The organism is Leeuwenhoekiella blandensis MED217 (genome assembly GCF_000152985.1).
Classification (GTDB): Bacteria; Bacteroidota; Bacteroidia; order Flavobacteriales; family Flavobacteriaceae; genus Leeuwenhoekiella; species Leeuwenhoekiella blandensis.
The window spans coordinates 3,650,845-3,669,917 of sequence record NZ_CH672395.1 but is presented as its reverse complement, the minus strand read 5'-3'; the positions used below and the strand labels follow the sequence as shown (position 1 = coordinate 3,669,917).

The window sequence follows — 19,073 nt, the reverse complement described above, 5'->3', positions numbered from 1 at the left end:
GTTACTCTTTAGTGTAATGTGTGTCTGCTAAATTACGTAAAGTTTCGGCAGCCATCTCTGCAGTAATGTCTCTTTGTGGAGTTGCAAACATTTCATAACCTACCATAAACTTTTTAACCGTTGCCGAGCGCAGTAATGGAGGATAGAAGGACATATGAAAATGCCAGCAGTCCCAATCTTGACCATCTGTAGGCGCCTGGTGAATTCCTGAACTATACGGGAATGAAGTCTTAAACAGATTATCGTATTTAATAGTCACCGCTTTAATGATCTTTGCATAATCTTTACGCTCTTCTTCAGAAAGGCTTAAAATCGTTTTATGCTGTTTTTTTGGAACGATCATTACTTCATAAGGCCATACCGCCCAGTACGGAACTAAAGCTACAAAATGTTCTGTTTCTACAACGATGCGCTCTTTAAGTTGTAATTCTTCCTTTAAATATTCAGCTAGAAGACTAACGCCGTTATTGCTCCAATATTCTCGTAGTTGTTTGTTTTTCTTTGCTACTTCTTGCGGGATGGTGCGTTGTGCCCAGATCTGCCCGTGTGGATGCGGATTACTACACCCCATCACGGCTCCTTTATTTTCAAAAATCTGCACGTGATTGATATCGGTTTTTTTGCCCAATTCGCGATATTCTTTTTGCCAAAGCGCAATTACTTTGTCAATATTTTCGGTTTCCATTACCGGTAAGGTGAGCGAGTGATCTGGCGAGAAACAAACCACTTTGCAAATTCCACTTTCCGATTCTGCTTTCAATAAACCCGACTTAAATTTTGCCTGAGGGACATCATTTTTTAGGGCTGCAAAATCATTAACAAACGACCAAGGCTCTTTGTAATCCTCATTTTGATGACCTCCGGCGCGCTCGTTACCCGGGCATAAATAACATTTAGGATCATACGAGGGGCGCTCTTCAACAGTGACATCTTCCTCTTTTCCTTGCCAGGGGCGTTTGGTTCTATGAGGAGAGACCAAAATCCATTCTCCGGTTAAAATATTATAACGTCTGTGTGAATTATCATTAAAATCTACCATAGTGAGGCTTATTTGTTTATTGAATACGTTTTCCGCCATTTGCCGGCATTGCAGTAAATGCGGTAAGCTTGATATTAAATTCTTTGCGATATGCTTTTTCGGCTGCTTCAATATACGCTAGAATTTCGTCTTCGTGAATTAGGTTTATCGTACAGCCGCCAAAACCGCCACCCATCATACGACAGCCTAAAACGGCATCGTGGTTTTTAGAAAAATCGGTAAGGAAATCCAGCTCTTTACAGCTTACTTCATATTTATGCTGAAGTCCTTCATGTGAACCGTACATAAGCTTACCAAATTCTTCCAGATTTTCTTCCTTTAAAGCTTTGGCAGCTGCTTCAACACGCTGATTTTCTTCTAGGACATACTCACAACGCTTAAAAACGACAGGTTCAAATGCGTCCTGATGTTTTTGCAATTGCTCTAAAGTTACATCACGCAGCGAAGAAATCTCAGGATACCATTTTTGTAGTAAGCTAACGCCCGCTTCACATTCCGCTCTGCGTACATTGTATTCGCTTGTAGATAAACTGTGAGAAACATTAGTATTAAGCAATAATAATTTATAAGGCTCTATCGCAAACGGAAGCAATTTGTAATCTAAGCTCTCGCAGTCTAATTGAATCACGTGATTTTCTTTACTCATCACCGAAGCAAACTGGTCCATAATACCGCACTTGGTTCCTACATAATTATGCTCTGCCATTTGCGATAATTTGATGATCTCCAAATCGGTTAGACCAAGATCAAACAATTCATTAAGACCTTTTGCCAGACCGCATTCTAAAGCAGCCGAAGAACTAATCCCGGCTCCCATAGGCAGATTGCTGTACATCATGCAGTCAAAGCCGGCGAGTGTTTTGCCCAACTTTTTAATCTCTTCGGTCACACCAATGATATAGTGCGTCCACTCGGCATCATCTGTGGTTGCCTTGTGGAGGTCGTAGGTATAGCTGGTGTTGTAATTAAGACTGTTTATACGACATTGAGATGTGGTTCCATTCTTTTTTAAATGAAACTGGATCGTTTTGTCGATCGCGGTGGGCATCACAAAACCATTATTATAATCGGTGTGTTCACCAATCAAGTTTACCCTCCCCGGAGAGTTGATGATTACTTCTGCACGAAAAGCTCCTAATTGTGCGGTGTGCTCGGGCGACTGTGTAGCTATTAGATTTTCCAAAATACCGTAGGTGATTTAGCTTGTTGCTGTTATTGAATGTCAAAGATACAAATAATATTAAATGTAAATTTTACGTTTAATAAATATTATAAGTATTTTTCAGAATTGTTATGCGATGGACTTGAAGAATGAATTAATTGATTCATTTTGAAGCGATAATATTTTATAGCTGAAGCTTCTCCTTACCGCATTTTCTGGGGAGCATTCTCTGGGCTGAAAATCTAAATCTAAAATTCACGTCATAAATTCTTGTTGTGAATGAAAATTGACGCATTTTTGTAGGATTTTGACATTTTTAAAACATAAAAATAAAAGCGGGCAATTTGAAAAAGCTACCTTTGCCTTTTTTGAAAAACGTTGTAGCTACAGCAACTACAACGGTGTAGCTAATCTAAAGATTATTTTATGGCATTAATTTCCTTTTTAGCATTTACAATTTTAGTAGCAGTCATCTCATGGTTGGCTGTGCGAAAGTCTGATGAGTCAACTTCAGATGGGTATTTTTTAGGAGGGCGAAGTTTAACCGCAGGTGTAATTGCAGGTTCACTATTACTCACCAACCTTTCTACCGAGCAAATCGTGGGACTTAACGGTAGTGCTTATAAAGATGGACTTTCAGTTATGGCGTGGGAGACGCTTGCAGCTTTATCTATTGTAGTGACTGCGATTTTCTTATTGCCGCGATATTTAAAAGGAGGAATTACTACCGTACCTCAATTTTTGGCAGAACGTTTTGATACCACAACCAAGACCATAACCTCCGGCTTGTTTTTAACCGGCTATGTGGTGGTGTTGCTTCCGGTGATTTTATATTCAGGATCTGTTGCCATAAGCGGAATGTTTGACGTACCTACTTTGCTGGGCGTTTCTGATACCACAGCGCTGGTTATTTGTATTTGGGGAATCGGGATCATCGGTTCTATTTATGCGGTTTTTGGCGGATTGAAAGCAGTTGCAGTTTCAGACAGTATTAATGCCGTAGGTTTGATTATTGGAGGTGTCATGATTCCTGTTTTTGGTTTGATGGCTATTGGTGACGGAAGCGTTCTAGAGGGTTTAAGTACATTAGTAGATGCAAATCCTGAGCGTTTTGATTCTACCGGAGAGCCTGGCCAAGAAGTGCCTTTTGCAACTATTTTTACAGGAATGATGCTTGTGCAACTTTTCTATTGGGGAACTAATCAGCAAATTATTCAAAGAGGATTGGGAGCAAAAAGTTTAGCTGAAGGTCAAAAAGGACTTTTGCTTGCTGCGTTCTTGAAGATTTTAGGTCCTATTATTCTCGTATTGCCGGGAATGATCGCGTATTATTATTTTGAAGGCGGACTTGACAGCAGTGATCTAGCGTATCCAGAATTGGTGCGTGCAGTGTTGCCAAAACCTTTAATGGGCTTCTTTGCAGCGGTATTGTTTGGAGCAATTTTGAGTTCGTTTAACAGTGTGTTGAATAGTTCTGTAACCTTGTTCGGTATTGATATTTACAAGCAACATATCAATAAAGAAGCATCAGAAAGCGTGGTTGTAAAATATGGGAAGATCTTTGGGGTTTGCCTGGCACTTGCAGCGATGTTCATCGCTCCTTTGATTGCAAATGCAGGAAGTTTATTCAGTTATTTGCAAGAGATCAATGGTATTTATAGTATTCCGATTTTTACCATTATCGTGGTAGGGTATTTTACAAAACGCGTACCGGCGATTGCCGCAAAAATAGGAATCGTGTCAGGTTCTATTCTATACATCATCAGTCAGTTTGTGATGAAGCCTTATTTTGGAGAAGAGAATTATCCACATTATTTACACGTGATGGCCATTCTATTTGTGACCAATATCATTATTATGTTGATCATAGGAAAAATTGCTCCAAGAAAAGAGCCTTTCGTACTGGAGTACACCAAAAAAGTTTCGATAGAACCGTACAAATATGTAAATCAAGTAGGGCTTGTGATCTGTTTAATTGTGGTAGGTATTTACATCTATTTCGCAAAATAGAGACGGTCTAATACGTTATCAAAAAGCCCATTTTTCAATGGGCTTTTTTTATGGAAGAAATTCTTTAGAATAATTGTATATATTGCTGAAAATAATAAATATGTATAAAGTAGTATTTTTTCTGTTTGTAGTGTTTACTGCAAATCTTCAGGCTCAAGAACCTACTCAGATCGCTGTAGAAAAATCGGTTTGGGGAGTTCAAACGGGTTTACTCGGAATATGGGCTCACAATGAATCGCGATTAACTTCGTCAGTTGCTTTGCGTTCTGAACTTGGCTTTGACGGTGGTTTTTGGGGAGCAGGCGATACTTTTGATTACGCACTCCTTCCGGTGCTGCGCATCGAGCCGCGTTGGTACCGCAATTTAAATAGAAGAGTGCGCAAAGGAAAGTCGATAGCCGGGAATTCTGCAGATTTTTTAAGTCTGAAGTTTGCATTGCTTCCCGATTTATTTTCCATTTCAAGCGAAGATACTATAGACGTTGTTTCTTCAGCAGGTGTTACTTTCAATGCCGGAATGCGGCGTGTTTATGGACAACATTTCAGTTTTGAGTTGGGATTGGGAGCAGGAGTAGCGGCCAATCTTGAAGAGCCTTATCTAAGTGCAGATCCCTATTATTTTCTACCCGATATTTTTCTAAGACTAGGATATTCATTTTAATCGTTCAACATTTCAGAATGTACCCTAGATGAACAGAAGTTTAAAGTAAGCCACCTCAGGGCAAGCTCTTGAGTTATTGTTTGGAAACAAATGTGCAATTTCGTGGCAAGCCTGTCTGCCGACAAAGGCAGGCCTCGGCATATTTAACCCTTAGGGGTGCCAATAAAAAGCCTTGAGACATCGTGCTCAAGGCTTTTTCATAAGTAGGATCAAGTATATACTATCCAGAGCTGATTTAATCGCTGAGTAATCCGCGAGAAATCACAATTTTTTGAATTTCTGAAGTTCCTTCATAAATCTGTGTGATCTTGGCATCACGCATAAGACGTTCTACGTGATACTCTTTTACAAAACCATTGCCGCCGTGAACCTGTACTGCTTCGACAGTGACATCCATTGCTACTTTTGAGGCGTGTAGCTTTGCCATGGCGCTCGAAATATCGTAGTTATTTCCTTGATCTTTATCCCAGGCTGCTTTCATCACCATATGACGGGCCGCTTCGATCTCAACCTGCATATCGGCCAACTTGAATGCGATAGCTTGGTGATTACAAATTTCGGTACCAAAAGCTTTACGCACTTTTGAATAGTCACGGGCAAGCTCAAAAGCGCCTGCTGCGATCCCAAGTGCCTGAGCCGCAATACCAATGCGTCCACCGCTTAGCGTTTTCATAGCAAATTTAAAACCGAAGCCATCTTCCCCAATTCTATTTTCTTTAGGTACTTTTACGTCGTTAAAGATGAGGGAATGTGTGTCGCTTCCACGAATTCCTAATTTTTGTTCTTTAGGTCCTATCTCAAAACCTTCCCAACCCTTTTCAACGATAAATGCGTTGATGCCGCGGTGTTTCTTTTCTTTATCGGTTTGTGCGATCACAAGATAATAATCTGCAGAGCCGCCATTGGTAATCCAGTTTTTGGTTCCGTTAAGAATATAATGATCGCCTTGATCTATGGCAGTGGTTTTTTGAGAAGTAGCATCACTACCGGCTTCGGGCTCACTCAAACAGAAAGCTCCTAGTTTTTCACCTGTAGTTAATTTGGAAAGGTATTTTTCTTTTTGAGCTTGAGAGCCATAAGTGGCTAAACCATAATTTACGAGACTGTTATTTACCGAAACGATTACCGATGCTGAGGCGTCTATCTTCGATAATTCTTCCATTACCAAAACATACGAGATCGTGTCCATGCCACCGCCGCCAAACTCGGTAGGAGCCATCATGCCTAAAAAGCCCATATCTCCCATCTTTTTGATCAATTCTTTTGGGAAATGTTGCTTCTCATCGCGCTCTATAACGCCCGGTAACAGTTCATTTTGAGCAAACTCACGAGCGGCGTCGCGTATCATTATATGCTCTTCGCTTAAACTAAAGTCCATATTAACTTGTGCTTTTAAATTGTACTATATCGTTTTCTTAACTTATCGGCTTTTTTGAATAAAATAAGATAGTAACAAGCAATTTACTATGCTTGCATAATATTTGGTAAAATAAACGAATTTATTTATAGAAAATTCAAAAAGTAATGATAAATATGCTGTAATTTAAATAATCTTTATAATTACAGCTAGTTTTTAAGGATAACCGCAATTAATTTTATGAATTCAACTACATATTTGATGCTCGGTGTTATGAGTGGGACCTCTCTCGACGGGGTTGATCTGGCTTATGTGCGTTTCACTAAAACGCAAAACTGGGAGTATGAGTTGCTTGCTTGTGAGACTGTGGCCTATGATGAGGATTGGGTAGCGCGTTTGCGGGATGCAGTAGCATTTTCTAAAGATGAGCTGGTTGATTTAGATAGGGAATACACCGCATATTTAGCGCAATTGATCCAAGACTTTAGCGCTAGAAATCCGTTAAAGCACATAGATGCGATCGCTTCTCACGGTCATACCATTCTGCATCAGCCGGCAAAGAGGCTTACCTATCAAATAGGTAATCGTTCGGAGCTGGCAAGGCTTTGCGAGAAACTTGTGGTTTGTGATTTTAGAGTAGAAGATGTTGCTTTAGGTGGTCAAGGTGCGCCCTTGGTACCTATTGGAGACCAACTTTTATTTCATAAATACGATGCGTGTTTAAATATTGGTGGTTTCGCTAATTTATCTTTTCAGAATGGGGAAGAGCGTATCGCTTTTGATATTTGTCCGGCGAATATTGTGCTCAATCAGTTAACGCGTGAACTCGGAGAACCTTTTGATCGTGATGGCGCTATTGCGCGTAAGGGAACCGTGAGTCCAGAACTGCTGGCTGCACTTAACGAACTACCTTTTTATAAAGAAGCCGCTCCAAAATCTTTAGGCCTAGAATGGGTTAAGGCCGAAATTTTTCCTATACTTCAAACCTATGAGATTTCGGTAGAAGATAAGATTGCGACGTTTACAGCGCATATAAGTGTGCAGCTGGCTGAAGCTTTTAAGCAGTTGACTTCCAAGAAAAATGGAATATTAGTTACCGGTGGCGGTGCCTACAATACCTATTTGATAGAAAGTACTCAAAAGTTGATGCAAAACACACTTTTTATTCCAAAAGCGAAGCTTATAGAATTTAAAGAAGCACTCATTTTTGCGTTTATGGGAGTCTTGCGCTTGCGCAATACTAATAATGTATTAAAGTGTGTGACAGGTGCTTCAAAAGATCATTGTGCAGGTTTACTGTATTCACCTTAAATTAATATGAAAACGATAGGGAAAACCACCTAAGTCGTTATATTTGCTAACCCTCTAGATTATTTGATGAAAGATTTACTAAAACGTTACGAGAATAAAGAGCCTGAAATTGTATTTCACTGGAACGATCCCGAGACCGAAGCCGAAGGCTGGACGGTGATTAATTCGCTTAGAGGCGGAGCAGCCGGTGGAGGAACGCGTATGCGTGTGGGACTTGATCGAAACGAAGTTTTATCACTTGCCAAAACGATGGAGGTGAAGTTTACCGTGTCTGGCCCGGCGATTGGCGGAGCTAAGAGCGGAATTAATTTCGATCCTTCAGACCCCAGAAAAAAAGGAGTGCTTGAGCGCTGGTATGCAGCTGTTTCTCCTTTGCTGAAAAGTTACTACGGAACCGGGGGAGATCTCAATGTAGATGAAATTCACGAAGTGATTCCGATTACCGAAGAAAGCGGAGTGTGGCATCCACAAGAAGGAGTCTTCAACGGGCATTTTAAACCTACCGAAGCCGATAAGATCAATCGCATAGGTCAGCTGCGTCAAGGCGTGATTAAGGTGCTTGAAAATTCAGCATTTTCTCCAGATGTTTCCAGAAAGTATACCGTTGCAGATATGATCACCGGTTATGGGGTTGCTGAAGCTGCACGTCATTTTTATGATATTTACGGAGGAAATTTAGAAGGGAAGCGTGCCGTAATCCAGGGTTTTGGTAATGTAGGTTCTGCAGCAGCGTACTATTTGGCGCAACAAGGAGCGAAGATCGTTGGGATCATTGATGCCGGTGGCGGACTTATAAATGAAGAAGGTTTTTCTTTTGAGGAAATAAAAGATTTGTTCTTGAATAAAAAGGGCAATAAATTGGTAGCCGAGAATCTCATTTCTTTTGAAGAGGTAAATAAGCGCATTTGGGAAATTAAAACAGAGATTTTTGCTCCCTGTGCAGCTTCAAGATTAGTGACTCAGGCACAAATCGATACGATGATCGAAGCAGGATTAGAAGTCATTTCTTGCGGAGCAAATGTACCCTTTGCAGATAAAGAGATTTTCTTTGGCCCCATAATGGAGCATACCGATTCAAAAGTTTCGGTGATTCCTGATTTTATATCAAACTGTGGGATGGCTCGCGTTTTTGCTTATTTTATGGAGCGTCGTGTACAAATGACCGATGAGGCTATTTTCAACGATACGTCCCTGACGATAAAGAATGCAATAGAAAAAACATATAAACACAACAGCAGTAAGCAAAATTTGAGTAAAACTGCTTTTGAGCTTGCGTTACAGCAGCTCGTTTAATTTTAATAGAAATAATTAACCAACAAACAAATACAAATGTTAAAGTACTTTTTGGGTAGTAGCCCACGCTGGTTTAAGATGGCAATGATTGCTTTCTTGATATTTAATGTCATCTCTTACTATGTTTTAGGACCTATGGTAACCGCTTGGCTTTTTATAGGTGAATTTATTTTTACCCTGGCAATGGCCTTAAAATGCTATCCTTTACAATCTGGAGGTATCTTAGCTTTAGAAGCCTTGATCCTTGGGCTTACCAGTCCTGAAGCAGCGTATGAAGAAGTAGATCAAAACCTAGAAGTGGTGTTATTACTGGTATTTATGGTTGCCGGTATCTACTTTATGAAGCCTATGCTGATGTACATCTTCTCCAAGGTGTTTACTAAAATTAAGTCTAAGGTAGTGTTATCTATGCTGTTTGTTTTTCTTGCAGCAGTGCTTTCAGCCTTTTTAGATGCATTAACCGTAACCGCAGTTTTGATTAGTGTTGCAGTTGGATTCTATGGTGTATATCATAAAATTCACTCAATGGAAAACGCCGACTATGACGCCGACAGCATACCTGATAGGGAAGCGCTGAGTGGGGAAACGCTCGAGCAGTTTAGAGGTTTCTTACGTAGTTTGATTATGCACGGTGTTGTAGGTACTGCTCTTGGTGGTGTGTGTACACTGGTAGGAGAACCGCAAAACTTATTGATCGGTGAAAAAATGGGCTGGGAATTCATTGAGTTTTTTGAGCGTATGGCGCCAATTACAATTCCTGTTTTAGTGTGTGGTTTGCTTACAACCTTTATTCTTGAAAAGACTAAACTATTTGGTTTTGGAGATAAGCTTCCTGATGTAGCCCGTACTATTATAGAAAACTATACCGCTGAAGTTGATGAGAAAAGAACACCAAAGGAATCCTTCGGTCTTTGGATTCAAGGTATTTCAGCAATTCTTTTAATTCTTAGTTTGGCATTACACTTAGCTCCGGTAGGATTTATCGGTTTATTCTTAATTGTAGTTCAAACGGCATTTATGGGTATTACAGACGAGCACAGTTTAGGTAAGGCTTTTGAAGAAGCGCTTCCGTTTACGGCACTTTTAGTAGTATTCTTTGTAGTGGTTGCGATGATTCACGACCAACATTTGTTTACTCCGATTATTGAGTATGTACTTGAGATGGATCCTGATAGCCAGCCTTCTATGTTCTACTTAGCAAACGGAATTTTATCTATGATCAGTGATAACGTATTTGTGGCTACCGTATATATCAATGAAGTTGAATTAGCCTTTGATGCGGGGAATATCACCCGTGAGCAATTCAATCACTTAGCGGTAGCGATCAATACAGGTACTAACCTTCCTAGTGTGGCAACGCCTAACGGTCAGGCAGCATTTTTATTCTTATTAACTTCCTCATTGGCTCCGTTAATCAATCTTTCTTACGGAAGAATGGTAAAAATGGCACTTCCGTATACTATTGTATTAGGAGGTGTAGGATTGCTTGGAGTGTATATGTTCTTATAGAATTTTATAAAACGAATATTCAGGCATATAATTTAAAACGCTTTTGCACGTTAACTTCATAACTAATTAAGAAAACTATGCTTACACTCTTGTTGCAAGAAGGTGCTGAAAACTTACCATCACTTGCTGCCGAAGAAGAACCGGTAGAAAAGACGTTATCGCTTTTTGATCTATTGATGAGCGGTGGATTACCGGGGCAGATTATTATACTCGTGCTTTTTGTGCTGCTTTTTGTAGCGATCTATATCTATTTTGAACGTTTATTTGCGATTAAAGCTGCATCCGGAATGGATAGCAACTTTATGAATCAAATTAAAGACAACGTCGCTAACGGTAAGATCGAAGCAGCAAAAGTGCTTTGTGCACAGCAAAACAGTCCGGTTTCAAGATTAACCGCAAAAGGCATCAGCCGAATCGGGAGTCCGTTAGAAGATATCAATACAGCAATCGAGAACTCAGGACGTCTTGAAGTCTATCGTCTGGAGAAAAACGTAAGTGTATTGGCTACAATTGCCGGTGCTGCGCCTATGATTGGATTTTTAGGAACGGTGATCGGGATGGTACTTGCTTTTCATCAATTGGCAACCAGCAGCGGTCAGGCAGAAATGGGTAACCTTGCAGAAGGTATTTATACAGCGATGACGACAACCGTTGCAGGTCTTATCGTAGGTATTATCGCCTATATTGGATACAATCACTTGGTCGTGCGCACAGACAAAGTGGTGCATCAGATGGAAGCTACAGCGGTTGATTTCTTAGATATGTTAAACGAACCGGTTTAGTATGAACCTACGCGGAAGAAATAAAGTAAGTCCGGAATTTAGTATGAGTTCCATGACAGATATTGTATTTCTGTTGTTGGTATTCTTTCTGCTAACTTCTCCTGCCATTACACCAGATGCGCTTGACCTTATTTTGCCAAAGGCGAAAGGAAAAACGAGTAACCAGCAAAATCTTTCAGTAAGTATTACTAAGGATCTGGATATTTATGTGAATAAAGAACGCGTTTTGCCTAACAACTTAGAATCGTTTATCAAAAGTGAACTTTCAGGGGTTGAAGAGCCTACCATTATTTTAAGAGCAGAAGAAGGTGTTCCTATTGAAGAAGCTGTTTCGGTAATGGATATTGCCAATCGCAATAAATATAAAATCGTTCTGGCTGTAAGGCCTAACTAATACAAAACCGAATCAAATACATCATTTGGTTCGGTTTTTGAATTTCAGTATTCCTAAAACTATGGCGTCTTGAGCTTTTTAGATACAAAACATAAACGCAAATCATTTACATTAACAAGCATCATCTATGCCTTGTTTTTGATTTTGTTGTTTTTTGCCGGACTCACTTATCTAGACCCACCGCCAGAAAGTGGAATTGCTATAAATTTTGGAACTTCAGATGTAGGTTCAGGTAATATTCAGCCGCAAGCTGCAGTTGAATCTGCTCCGCGAAACACCACGCCAGAACCACCTCAAGTAGAAAAAGCACCTGAAGTGAAAGAGGAGGTAGTGACGCAAGAAACCGAAGAAGCGCCGGTTATCAAAGAAGAGCCTAAAAAGGAAGAGAAAAAGCCGGTTGAAGAGCAGCCTAAGAAAACCGAAACCAAACCGGTTGAGGCAAAAAAACCTGACCCTAAACCAGATAAATCTACTACAGATGCTTTGTCTAGTATTTTAAACGGACCCAAAAGCTCGGGAACAGAACGAGGAGGTGAAGGTAATGACAATCAGGCCGGAGATAAAGGAGACCCTAACGGCGATCCTAATGCTTCAAGTTATTACGGTAACGGTAAAGGTCTTGATGGCGACGGAAACTATCAACTCGGCGGTCGTAAGGCTTTGAGTAAACCAAAACGCGTTCAAGATTGTAATGAAGCCGGAATCGTGGTCGTGAGTATTGAGGTAGATCGTAACGGAAATGTGATCAAAGCAACGCCAGGAGTGCGTGGAACAACCAACAACAGCCGGTGTTTGCTTGATCCTGCAAAAGCTGCTGCATTGGCTACCAAATTCAATCCGGACTCTGATGCACCTTCACGACAAATCGGTAAGATCGTATATAAGTTTAGTCTTTCAGAATAATGAACTATCAGCAGACGCTGCAGTATATGTTTGAGCGCTTGCCTATGTTTCAGCGACAGGGCGCTTCGGCATTCAAAAAAGATTTAGGTAACATTACCAAGCTATGCAATTATCTAAATAATCCACAAAACACCTTTAAATCAATTCACGTAGGCGGAACCAACGGTAAAGGCTCAACGAGTCATATGCTGGCTTCTGTGCTGCAAGAAGCAGGTTACAAGACGGGATTACATACGTCACCGCATTTAAAAGACTTTAGAGAGCGTATACGCGTCAACGGGAAGATGGCGGAGGAAAACTTCGTTGTTGAGTTTGTTGAAGCGCATAAGTCTTTTATAGAAGCCAATCAGCTTTCTTTTTTTGAACTTACCGTCGGGATGGCTTTTGAATACTTTAAAAGGCAACAAGTGGATGTAGCAATTATTGAAGTAGGCCTCGGCGGAAGGTTAGATTCAACAAATATCATCACGCCAGAATTATCGGTGATTACTAACATTGGTTTAGATCACACCGCTTTTCTAGGAGATACCTTAAATGCAATTGCAGGAGAAAAAGCCGGAATAATTAAACCGAATATTCCAGTGGTGATCGGTGAACGTCAAGAGGAAACTACAGCCGTTTTTGACACTGCTGCAGAGAAAAGCAATGCACCTATAGTTTATGCTTCAGATTATGAGTTTACTAACTTAGAAAGCGAACTCAAAGGCGCATATCAACAAAAAAATAAAGCAACTGTGCAACAGGCAGTGGCGGTTTTAAATGAAAGAACGGCGTTCACGGTTTGTAATCGAGCCTTGGTTGTCGGGATAAAGAATGTGGTAAGCAATACCGGTTTGTTGGGACGCTGGCAAATTATACAGGAATCCAATCCTAAGATAGTTTGCGATACCGGGCACAACAAAGAAGGCCTGACTTATGTGATGCGTCAACTGGAAGAAGAGCCTTATAAGCACTTGCATATCGTTTTAGGAGTGGTTTCAGATAAAGATTTAGGGAGCATTCTACCATTATTCCCAAAAGAAGCGACGTATTATTTCAGCAAACCGGATGTGCCGAGAGGACTTTCTGAAGAAGATTTGCAGCAAAAAGCAGCTGCATTTGATCTACACGGAAAAAATTTCAAAAAAATTTCAGAGGCTTTGGAAGCTGCTAAAAACGCGTCAAATACTGAGGATCTGGTGTTTGTGGGAGGGAGCACTTTTGTGGTTGCAGAAATAATTTAATTTTTTTCAAAAAAGGCTTTGCGAACTTAAAAATTGGTTTATATTTGCATCCGCTAACAGCAAGGGCGCGTAGCTCAGTTGGTTCAGAGCACTTGGTTTACACCCAAGGGGTCAGGGGTTCGAATCCCTTCGCGCCCACAAAGGCTTCCAGAAATGGAAGCCTTTTTTGGTTTTATACCTTTCCTGTAAACATTCTTGTTAAATGTTAAAATGATTAACATTTATACGATTTTCTCAAATCCCTAGTTACTAAATAAAGCTTCCTGTCCTAAGTTATGCGCAATGAGTGGGTTGAGACCTTTGGAGGCTGATAAATTTGTGTTTTTCTTAAAAAAATATTAAAATTGAATCCCTGAATTTCAAGACTCTGAATTTAAATGATCGTAAGAAAATCTCTCGTAGTAGGTACTTTTCTAGTTCTTATTGCTGTTTTTGCATTTACTAGACCGCAGTTCCATTCTCAAACAATCTCAGAAACATCAGAAGCTCACGCTTTGAGTCCGTTAGCCGTTCTTAAGCAAAAAGAAGAGGCGCATGCCTATAAACTGCGCAAGAAAGCTTTAGAAGAAGCGGTTGATTCTTATTTTAAAGATGCGATTAGAAAGCGTTTGATCATAGGCGCCGGAGTGAGTATTGTTAGTGGTGATTCGATTATTTTAGAATCTGGATTTGGTAAACGAAATGTTTATAAAAAAGATTCGGTAAACGCAGAAACCGTTTTTAGACTGGGCTCGCTTTCAAAAGGTTTTACAGGTGTTTTAGCCGGAATCGAAGTTCAGGAAGGGAATTTAAACTGGGATGACAAGCTTATAGATGCGGTGCCTAACTTCAGTTTAAAAGATAAAAACAACGCCCAAGCGATCACACTATCCAATGTGCTATCACATACGAGCGGTGTTCCGTATCATTGTTATACCAATCTGGTAGAAGATGGCTTGTCACTACAAAAAATCGCGGCGCGCTTTAATGTGATCAATACGTATACGAGACCTGGACTAGTATATAGTTATCAGAATGCGATGTTTGCGATGAGCGGTCAAATGATGCAAGCTGCCACAGGGCAAACCTTACAAGAATTACTTCAGAATAAAATTTTCACACCGCTGAATATGACTACCGCTTCAACCGACTATGAAGCGATGGTAGGGACAAATAATTTTGCATTTCCACATAAAAGCACGTGGAAGGGTTGGCGTCGTCTACCGGTGAACAAGAAGTATTTTAATGCCGTAGCCGCAGGTGGTGTAAACGCCAGTGCAGACGATATGGGTAAATGGATGCGTTTTTTGCTGGGACATAACAAGTATATCGCAGATTCTACAACATTGTCAGAAGTGTTTAAGCCGGAAATCGAAATTCCTGATGCCGGTAAATACTATCAGCGCTGGAAAGGACACTTGAGATCGTCATACGCTTATGGATGGCGTGTGCACGAGTTTATTGATGCTGAAACCGGTGCCGAATCTAAAATGATTCACCACGGAGGGAGTGTAAGTGACTTTAGAAATGAGATCGCTATCTTCCCTGAAGAAGATCTAGGTATTTGTGTATTGTTTAATAGTTTGACGCCTTTAGCAAGTTCAGTAATTCCTGAGCTTCATAAGATCGTTGAAGAAATTATGAATGCGCCAATTGAAGGACTTGAGACCGATAGATTGGCTGTAAATTTGTAATACGATACTGTTAAAATAGTTAAAATAAAAGCTACTCCCTAGAGTGGCTTTTTTTATGGATTTGACAATTAGTTTGAAGCTATTTTTTAAGAATTTAATTTATAGGCCGGTTTACTAAACTATTGCATCAAAAAAAGGACGATTCTTGGCGATTGTAGTCCGTTACTTTTAGGATCGTCCAGTATTAAATAACGTTAAGAGCAATTTACACTTCATCAGGTTGCAGTAACTTAGGTTTAAAATACTTTGTTTAATTTAAGGAACGATAAAACCAACCAAAATGCAAAAACCTAATGAACGACTCAAAAATCAAACAGCAATTGTCACCGGCTCAAGTACGGGTATAGGAGCGTCTGTAGCACTCGCTCTGGGAAGAGATGGAGCCAATGTTGTGGTGAACTATAATTCTTCTGAAAAGGAAGCGCAAGAGGTTGCAGATCAAATCAACGCTGACGACACCTGTGGTGAAGCAATCATATTTCAATGTGATGTAAGCAAAGAAGATGATGTGAAAGCGATGTTCAAAAAAACTATTGAAAAATTCGGGACTGTTGATATTCTGGTCGCCAATAGTGGTTTGCAAAAAGACGCTGCACTGCACGAGATGACCTTAAAGGACTGGCAACTGGTAATTGACGTAAATTTAACCGGACAGTTTTTATGCGCCAGAGAAGCTATTAAAGAGTTTATGCGTCGAGGAATGCGAGAGGGCGTTTCAAAGTCTTTGGGGAAAATCATTCATATGAGTTCTGTACACCAAATTGTGCCTTGGGCAGGTCACGCCAATTATGCGGCTTCCAAAGGAGCGATTAATATGTTGATGGAAAGTATCTGTCAAGAGTATGCGCCACTAAAAGTGCGCTGCAATAGCATTGCTCCGGGATTTATCAAAACAGACATCAACAAGGATGCTTGGGATAGTGAGAATGCGACAGATAAATTATTCAAGCTTATCCCGTATAAGCGATTAGGTGTGCCGGAGGATGTGGGGAGTACTGCAGCGTGGTTGGCTTCAGACGAATCAGAATATATTAATGGTACGACCCTTTTTGTAGATGGGGGGATGACGTGCTATCCAGGATTTACAACAAATGGATAAAAAAAATACAGAAGAACAGAAACGGCTTGATGCACATTATTCCAATCAGGAAGATTGGTTGCAATGGGGGCCTTATTTAAGTGAAAGACAGTGGGGTACGGTGCGCGAAGATTATAGTCCGCAAGGAGATGCTTGGGGCTATTTTCCGCACGATCACGCCCGTAGTCGCGTATATCGTTGGGGAGAAGATGGTTTAGCCGGTTTTACAGATAAGTATTGCAACGTATGCTTTGGATTAGCGCTATGGAATGGTAACGACGCGATTTTAAAAGAGCGCTTGTTTGGTCTTACCGGCCCTGAAGGGAATCACGGCGAAGATGTGAAGGAGCAGTATTACTATTTAGAAAATACGCCTACGCATTCGTACATGAAGCATCTGTATAAATATCCGCAGGCAAAGTTTCCTTACGGAGATTTAGTGCGTGAAAATCAAAAACGCGATCGCAAAGCAGAAGAATACGAACTTATAGACACGGGTGTCTTTGACAATAACGCGTATTTTGATGTAGTTACAGAATATGCAAAAGCCGGTCCTAAGGATATTTGTGTGAAGATCTCTGTGACGAACCGCAATACTAAAAAAGCAAAACTGCACGTACTTCCTCAGCTCTGGATACGCAATTTTTGGAGTTTTAGAGATATGCCGTTTAAACCTTCGATCACAAAGAATGAAGATGATAAAAATTCGGTACATGTAAAGCATCCGTATACGGGGGATTACAATTTCTACTTTGAGACGCCAGATCATCTGTTATTTACAGAAAACGAAACCAATGACGAGCGACTTTATCTTCAGCCTAATGATCATCCTTATAAGAAAGATTTTTTCCATACGGCGGTCATCAATAAAGATTTTCGCCTTGCGAAAAAGAAACAGGAAGGAACCAAGTTTGCCCCGCATTATAAGCGTAAATTAAAAGGAGGAGAGACCGTAGTCTTTAAATTAAGGCTAACCACCGAAACCTTGACTAATGCTTTTTCAGCAGATTTTGATACGCTTTTTACGCAGCGTTATCAGGAATGTGTCGATTTTTATGAGGGCGTGAATCAAATTAAAGATGTGGAGGCAAAAGGGATCCAGCGCCAGGCTTTTGCCGGTCTTTTATGGTCAAAGCAATATTATAACTACGAAGTGGAGCAATGGCTTAAGGGTGATCCCAAAGTGTCTACCCCGCCTGAAGCACGCAAATCAGGTAGAAATAGTAACTGGAAAACGCTACGCAACCACGACATTCATCTTATGCCCGATAAGTGGGAATATCCTTGGTATGCTGCTTGGGATAGCGCTTTTCATTGCATCACTATGGCGTATGTAGATCCCGAGTTTGCAAAAAAGCAATTGTTGCTTTTTACAAAAGAGTGGTATATGGCGCCCAATGGGCAAATTCCGGCTTATGAATGGAATTTTAGCGATGTGAATCCGCCCACACAGGCATTTGCAGCGCTTCAGATTTATAAGATTGAGCGGGATACGATAGGCAAACAGGATATTGACTTCCTTAAACGTATCTTCAACAAGTTGTCACTCAATTTTACGTGGTGGGTGAATCAAGAAGATCGAAGACAAAATAATGTGTTTCAAGGTGGATTCTTGGGCCTTGATAATATCGGAGTGTTTGATCGCAGTAGCGGAATTCCCGGTAATGCACATTTAGAGCAAGTTGACGGTACCTCGTGGATGGCGTTGTATTGCCTGAATATGCTCGAGATAAGTATCAAAATTGCTTTTGAAGATCCTTCATATGAGGAGATGGCGACCAAATTTTTTGGCCATTTTATTTTTATTGCTGAAGCTTTAAATAAGCTGAATGAAGATTACGAAGGTACGTGGGATGAAGAGGAAGGCTTTTTCTATGATAAACTGGTTTTTGAAGACGGAAGTTTTCAGCCGATCAAAGTACGCTCTATCGTTGGGATTATGTCGCTTATCGCCGTGCTGCATATCAGTAAAGAAACGTTAGACCGCCTGCCCAATTTTAAATACAGTGTAAACTGGTTTAGAAAATACAGAAAGGCAAACCTAAAATATCAGGTTATTCAGGAGTTTTCAGAAGAATCTGATTTGCTTCTGGCGCTTGTGCCTAAAGAGCGCGTGGAGATTATGTTGAAGGCAGTTTTTGATAAAGACGAATTTTTAAGTGATCACGGGCTACGTTCCTTGTCAAAAATTCACGAGGAAACCTATAAAATAGACATCAACGGCACTAATTACGAGATTAAATACGAGCCGGCAGAGTCTGAGTCTTCTATGTTTGGAGGTAATTCCAATTGGCGTGGTCCTGTCTGGATGCCGTTTAATTACTTATTTGTAACAGCGATTAAAGAATTTAGAGATTACTACGGAAAAAATCTTGAAGTCGAGTACCCTACCGGCAGCGGCAACATCTTAGGCTTAAATGAGATTCGCAATGACTTGATGAAGCGCTTACTCACACTTTTTCAAACCGATGAAAACGGAGATCGTCCTGTAAATGCACAGCACAGCGAGATTTACAAGGATCCTCACTTTAAAGATTTAGTCATGTTTTATGAGTATTTTCACGGAGATACCGGTCGAGGTATTGGAGCATCTCATCAAACGGGATGGACTGCTTTGATCGCTAATATGATTAATGAAATTTATTAGTTTTATGTCTAAAGGTTTTTTGATAAAATCA

The 19,073-nt window shown here is 40.4% G+C and carries 15 protein-coding genes and 1 tRNA gene; 13 read left to right on the top strand and 3 right to left on the bottom strand.

Going from position 1 to position 19,073, the window contains the following annotated elements:
• Position 1: 1 nt before the first annotated feature.
• The gene (locus MED217_RS15770; RefSeq protein ID WP_040533752.1) at positions 2-1,039 is read right to left on the bottom strand and encodes a UDP-glucose--hexose-1-phosphate uridylyltransferase; all 1,038 of its coding nucleotides are present in this window, start codon (positions 1,037-1,039) and stop codon (positions 2-4) included.
• Positions 1,040-1,055: 16 nt separating this feature from the next.
• Complete coding sequence (galK, locus tag MED217_RS15765) at positions 1,056-2,222, bottom strand: galactokinase (RefSeq protein ID WP_009781546.1); 1,167 nt, start codon at positions 2,220-2,222, stop codon at positions 1,056-1,058.
• 405 nt (positions 2,223-2,627) lie between these two features.
• Between galK and MED217_RS15760 the strand changes: the two genes are divergently transcribed.
• Positions 2,628-4,211 carry a solute:sodium symporter family transporter gene (locus MED217_RS15760; RefSeq protein WP_009781544.1) on the top strand — a complete coding sequence of 528 codons (1,584 nt, stop codon included), beginning with the start codon at positions 2,628-2,630 and terminating at the stop codon, positions 4,209-4,211.
• A 100-nt stretch (positions 4,212-4,311) separates the two neighbouring features.
• Entirely contained in the window at positions 4,312-4,872 is a 561-nt protein-coding gene (locus MED217_RS15755; protein WP_009781543.1) for a hypothetical protein, read from the top strand.
• 235 nt (positions 4,873-5,107) lie between these two features.
• Here the strand turns inward: MED217_RS15755 and MED217_RS15750 are convergent, their stop codons facing one another.
• Positions 5,108-6,250 (bottom strand): acyl-CoA dehydrogenase, encoded by a 1,143-nt coding sequence (locus MED217_RS15750; protein ID WP_009781542.1) that lies wholly within the window; start codon positions 6,248-6,250, stop codon positions 5,108-5,110.
• Between the two features lie 219 nt (positions 6,251-6,469).
• Here MED217_RS15750 and MED217_RS15745 point away from each other — a divergent pair, with 219 nt between their 5' ends.
• The 11 genes from MED217_RS15745 to MED217_RS15695 all read left to right on the top strand — a co-directional run bounded on the left by MED217_RS15745 (position 6,470) and on the right by MED217_RS15695 (position 19,042).
• Positions 6,470-7,540, top strand: coding sequence for an anhydro-N-acetylmuramic acid kinase (locus tag MED217_RS15745; protein WP_009781541.1), 1,071 nt, complete (start codon positions 6,470-6,472; stop codon positions 7,538-7,540).
• Between the two features lie 66 nt (positions 7,541-7,606).
• On the top strand, positions 7,607-8,833 hold the full coding sequence (locus MED217_RS15740; RefSeq protein WP_009781540.1) for a Glu/Leu/Phe/Val dehydrogenase dimerization domain-containing protein: 1,227 nt from the start codon (positions 7,607-7,609) through the stop codon (positions 8,831-8,833).
• Between the two features lie 36 nt (positions 8,834-8,869).
• Entirely contained in the window at positions 8,870-10,342 is a 1,473-nt protein-coding gene (gene nhaB / locus MED217_RS15735; protein ID WP_009781539.1) for a sodium/proton antiporter NhaB, read from the top strand.
• Between the two features lie 77 nt (positions 10,343-10,419).
• The gene (locus tag MED217_RS15730) at positions 10,420-11,124 is read left to right on the top strand and encodes a MotA/TolQ/ExbB proton channel family protein (protein ID WP_009781538.1); all 705 of its coding nucleotides are present in this window, start codon (positions 10,420-10,422) and stop codon (positions 11,122-11,124) included.
• Position 11,125: 1 nt separating this feature from the next.
• Positions 11,126-11,518, top strand: a complete 393-nt coding sequence (locus MED217_RS15725) for an ExbD/TolR family protein (RefSeq protein ID WP_009781537.1) — start codon at positions 11,126-11,128, stop codon at positions 11,516-11,518.
• A 69-nt stretch (positions 11,519-11,587) separates the two neighbouring features.
• Complete coding sequence (locus MED217_RS15720; RefSeq protein ID WP_009781536.1) at positions 11,588-12,421, top strand: hypothetical protein; 834 nt, start codon at positions 11,588-11,590, stop codon at positions 12,419-12,421.
• Complete coding sequence (locus MED217_RS15715) at positions 12,421-13,644, top strand: bifunctional folylpolyglutamate synthase/dihydrofolate synthase (RefSeq protein ID WP_009781535.1); 1,224 nt, start codon at positions 12,421-12,423, stop codon at positions 13,642-13,644. The genes MED217_RS15720 and MED217_RS15715 overlap by 1 nt, the downstream gene beginning before the upstream one ends.
• 63 nt (positions 13,645-13,707) lie before the next feature.
• A tRNA-Val gene (locus MED217_RS15710) sits at positions 13,708-13,782 on the top strand.
• A 239-nt stretch (positions 13,783-14,021) separates the two neighbouring features.
• Complete coding sequence (locus MED217_RS15705) at positions 14,022-15,317, top strand: serine hydrolase domain-containing protein (RefSeq protein ID WP_009781534.1); 1,296 nt, start codon at positions 14,022-14,024, stop codon at positions 15,315-15,317.
• 280 nt (positions 15,318-15,597) lie between these two features.
• Complete coding sequence (locus MED217_RS15700; RefSeq protein ID WP_009781533.1) at positions 15,598-16,416, top strand: SDR family oxidoreductase; 819 nt, start codon at positions 15,598-15,600, stop codon at positions 16,414-16,416.
• Positions 16,409-19,042, top strand: coding sequence for an MGH1-like glycoside hydrolase domain-containing protein (locus MED217_RS15695; protein ID WP_009781532.1), 2,634 nt, complete (start codon positions 16,409-16,411; stop codon positions 19,040-19,042). Before MED217_RS15700 ends, MED217_RS15695 begins: the two co-directional genes overlap by 8 nt.
• Positions 19,043-19,073 lie beyond the last annotated feature (31 nt).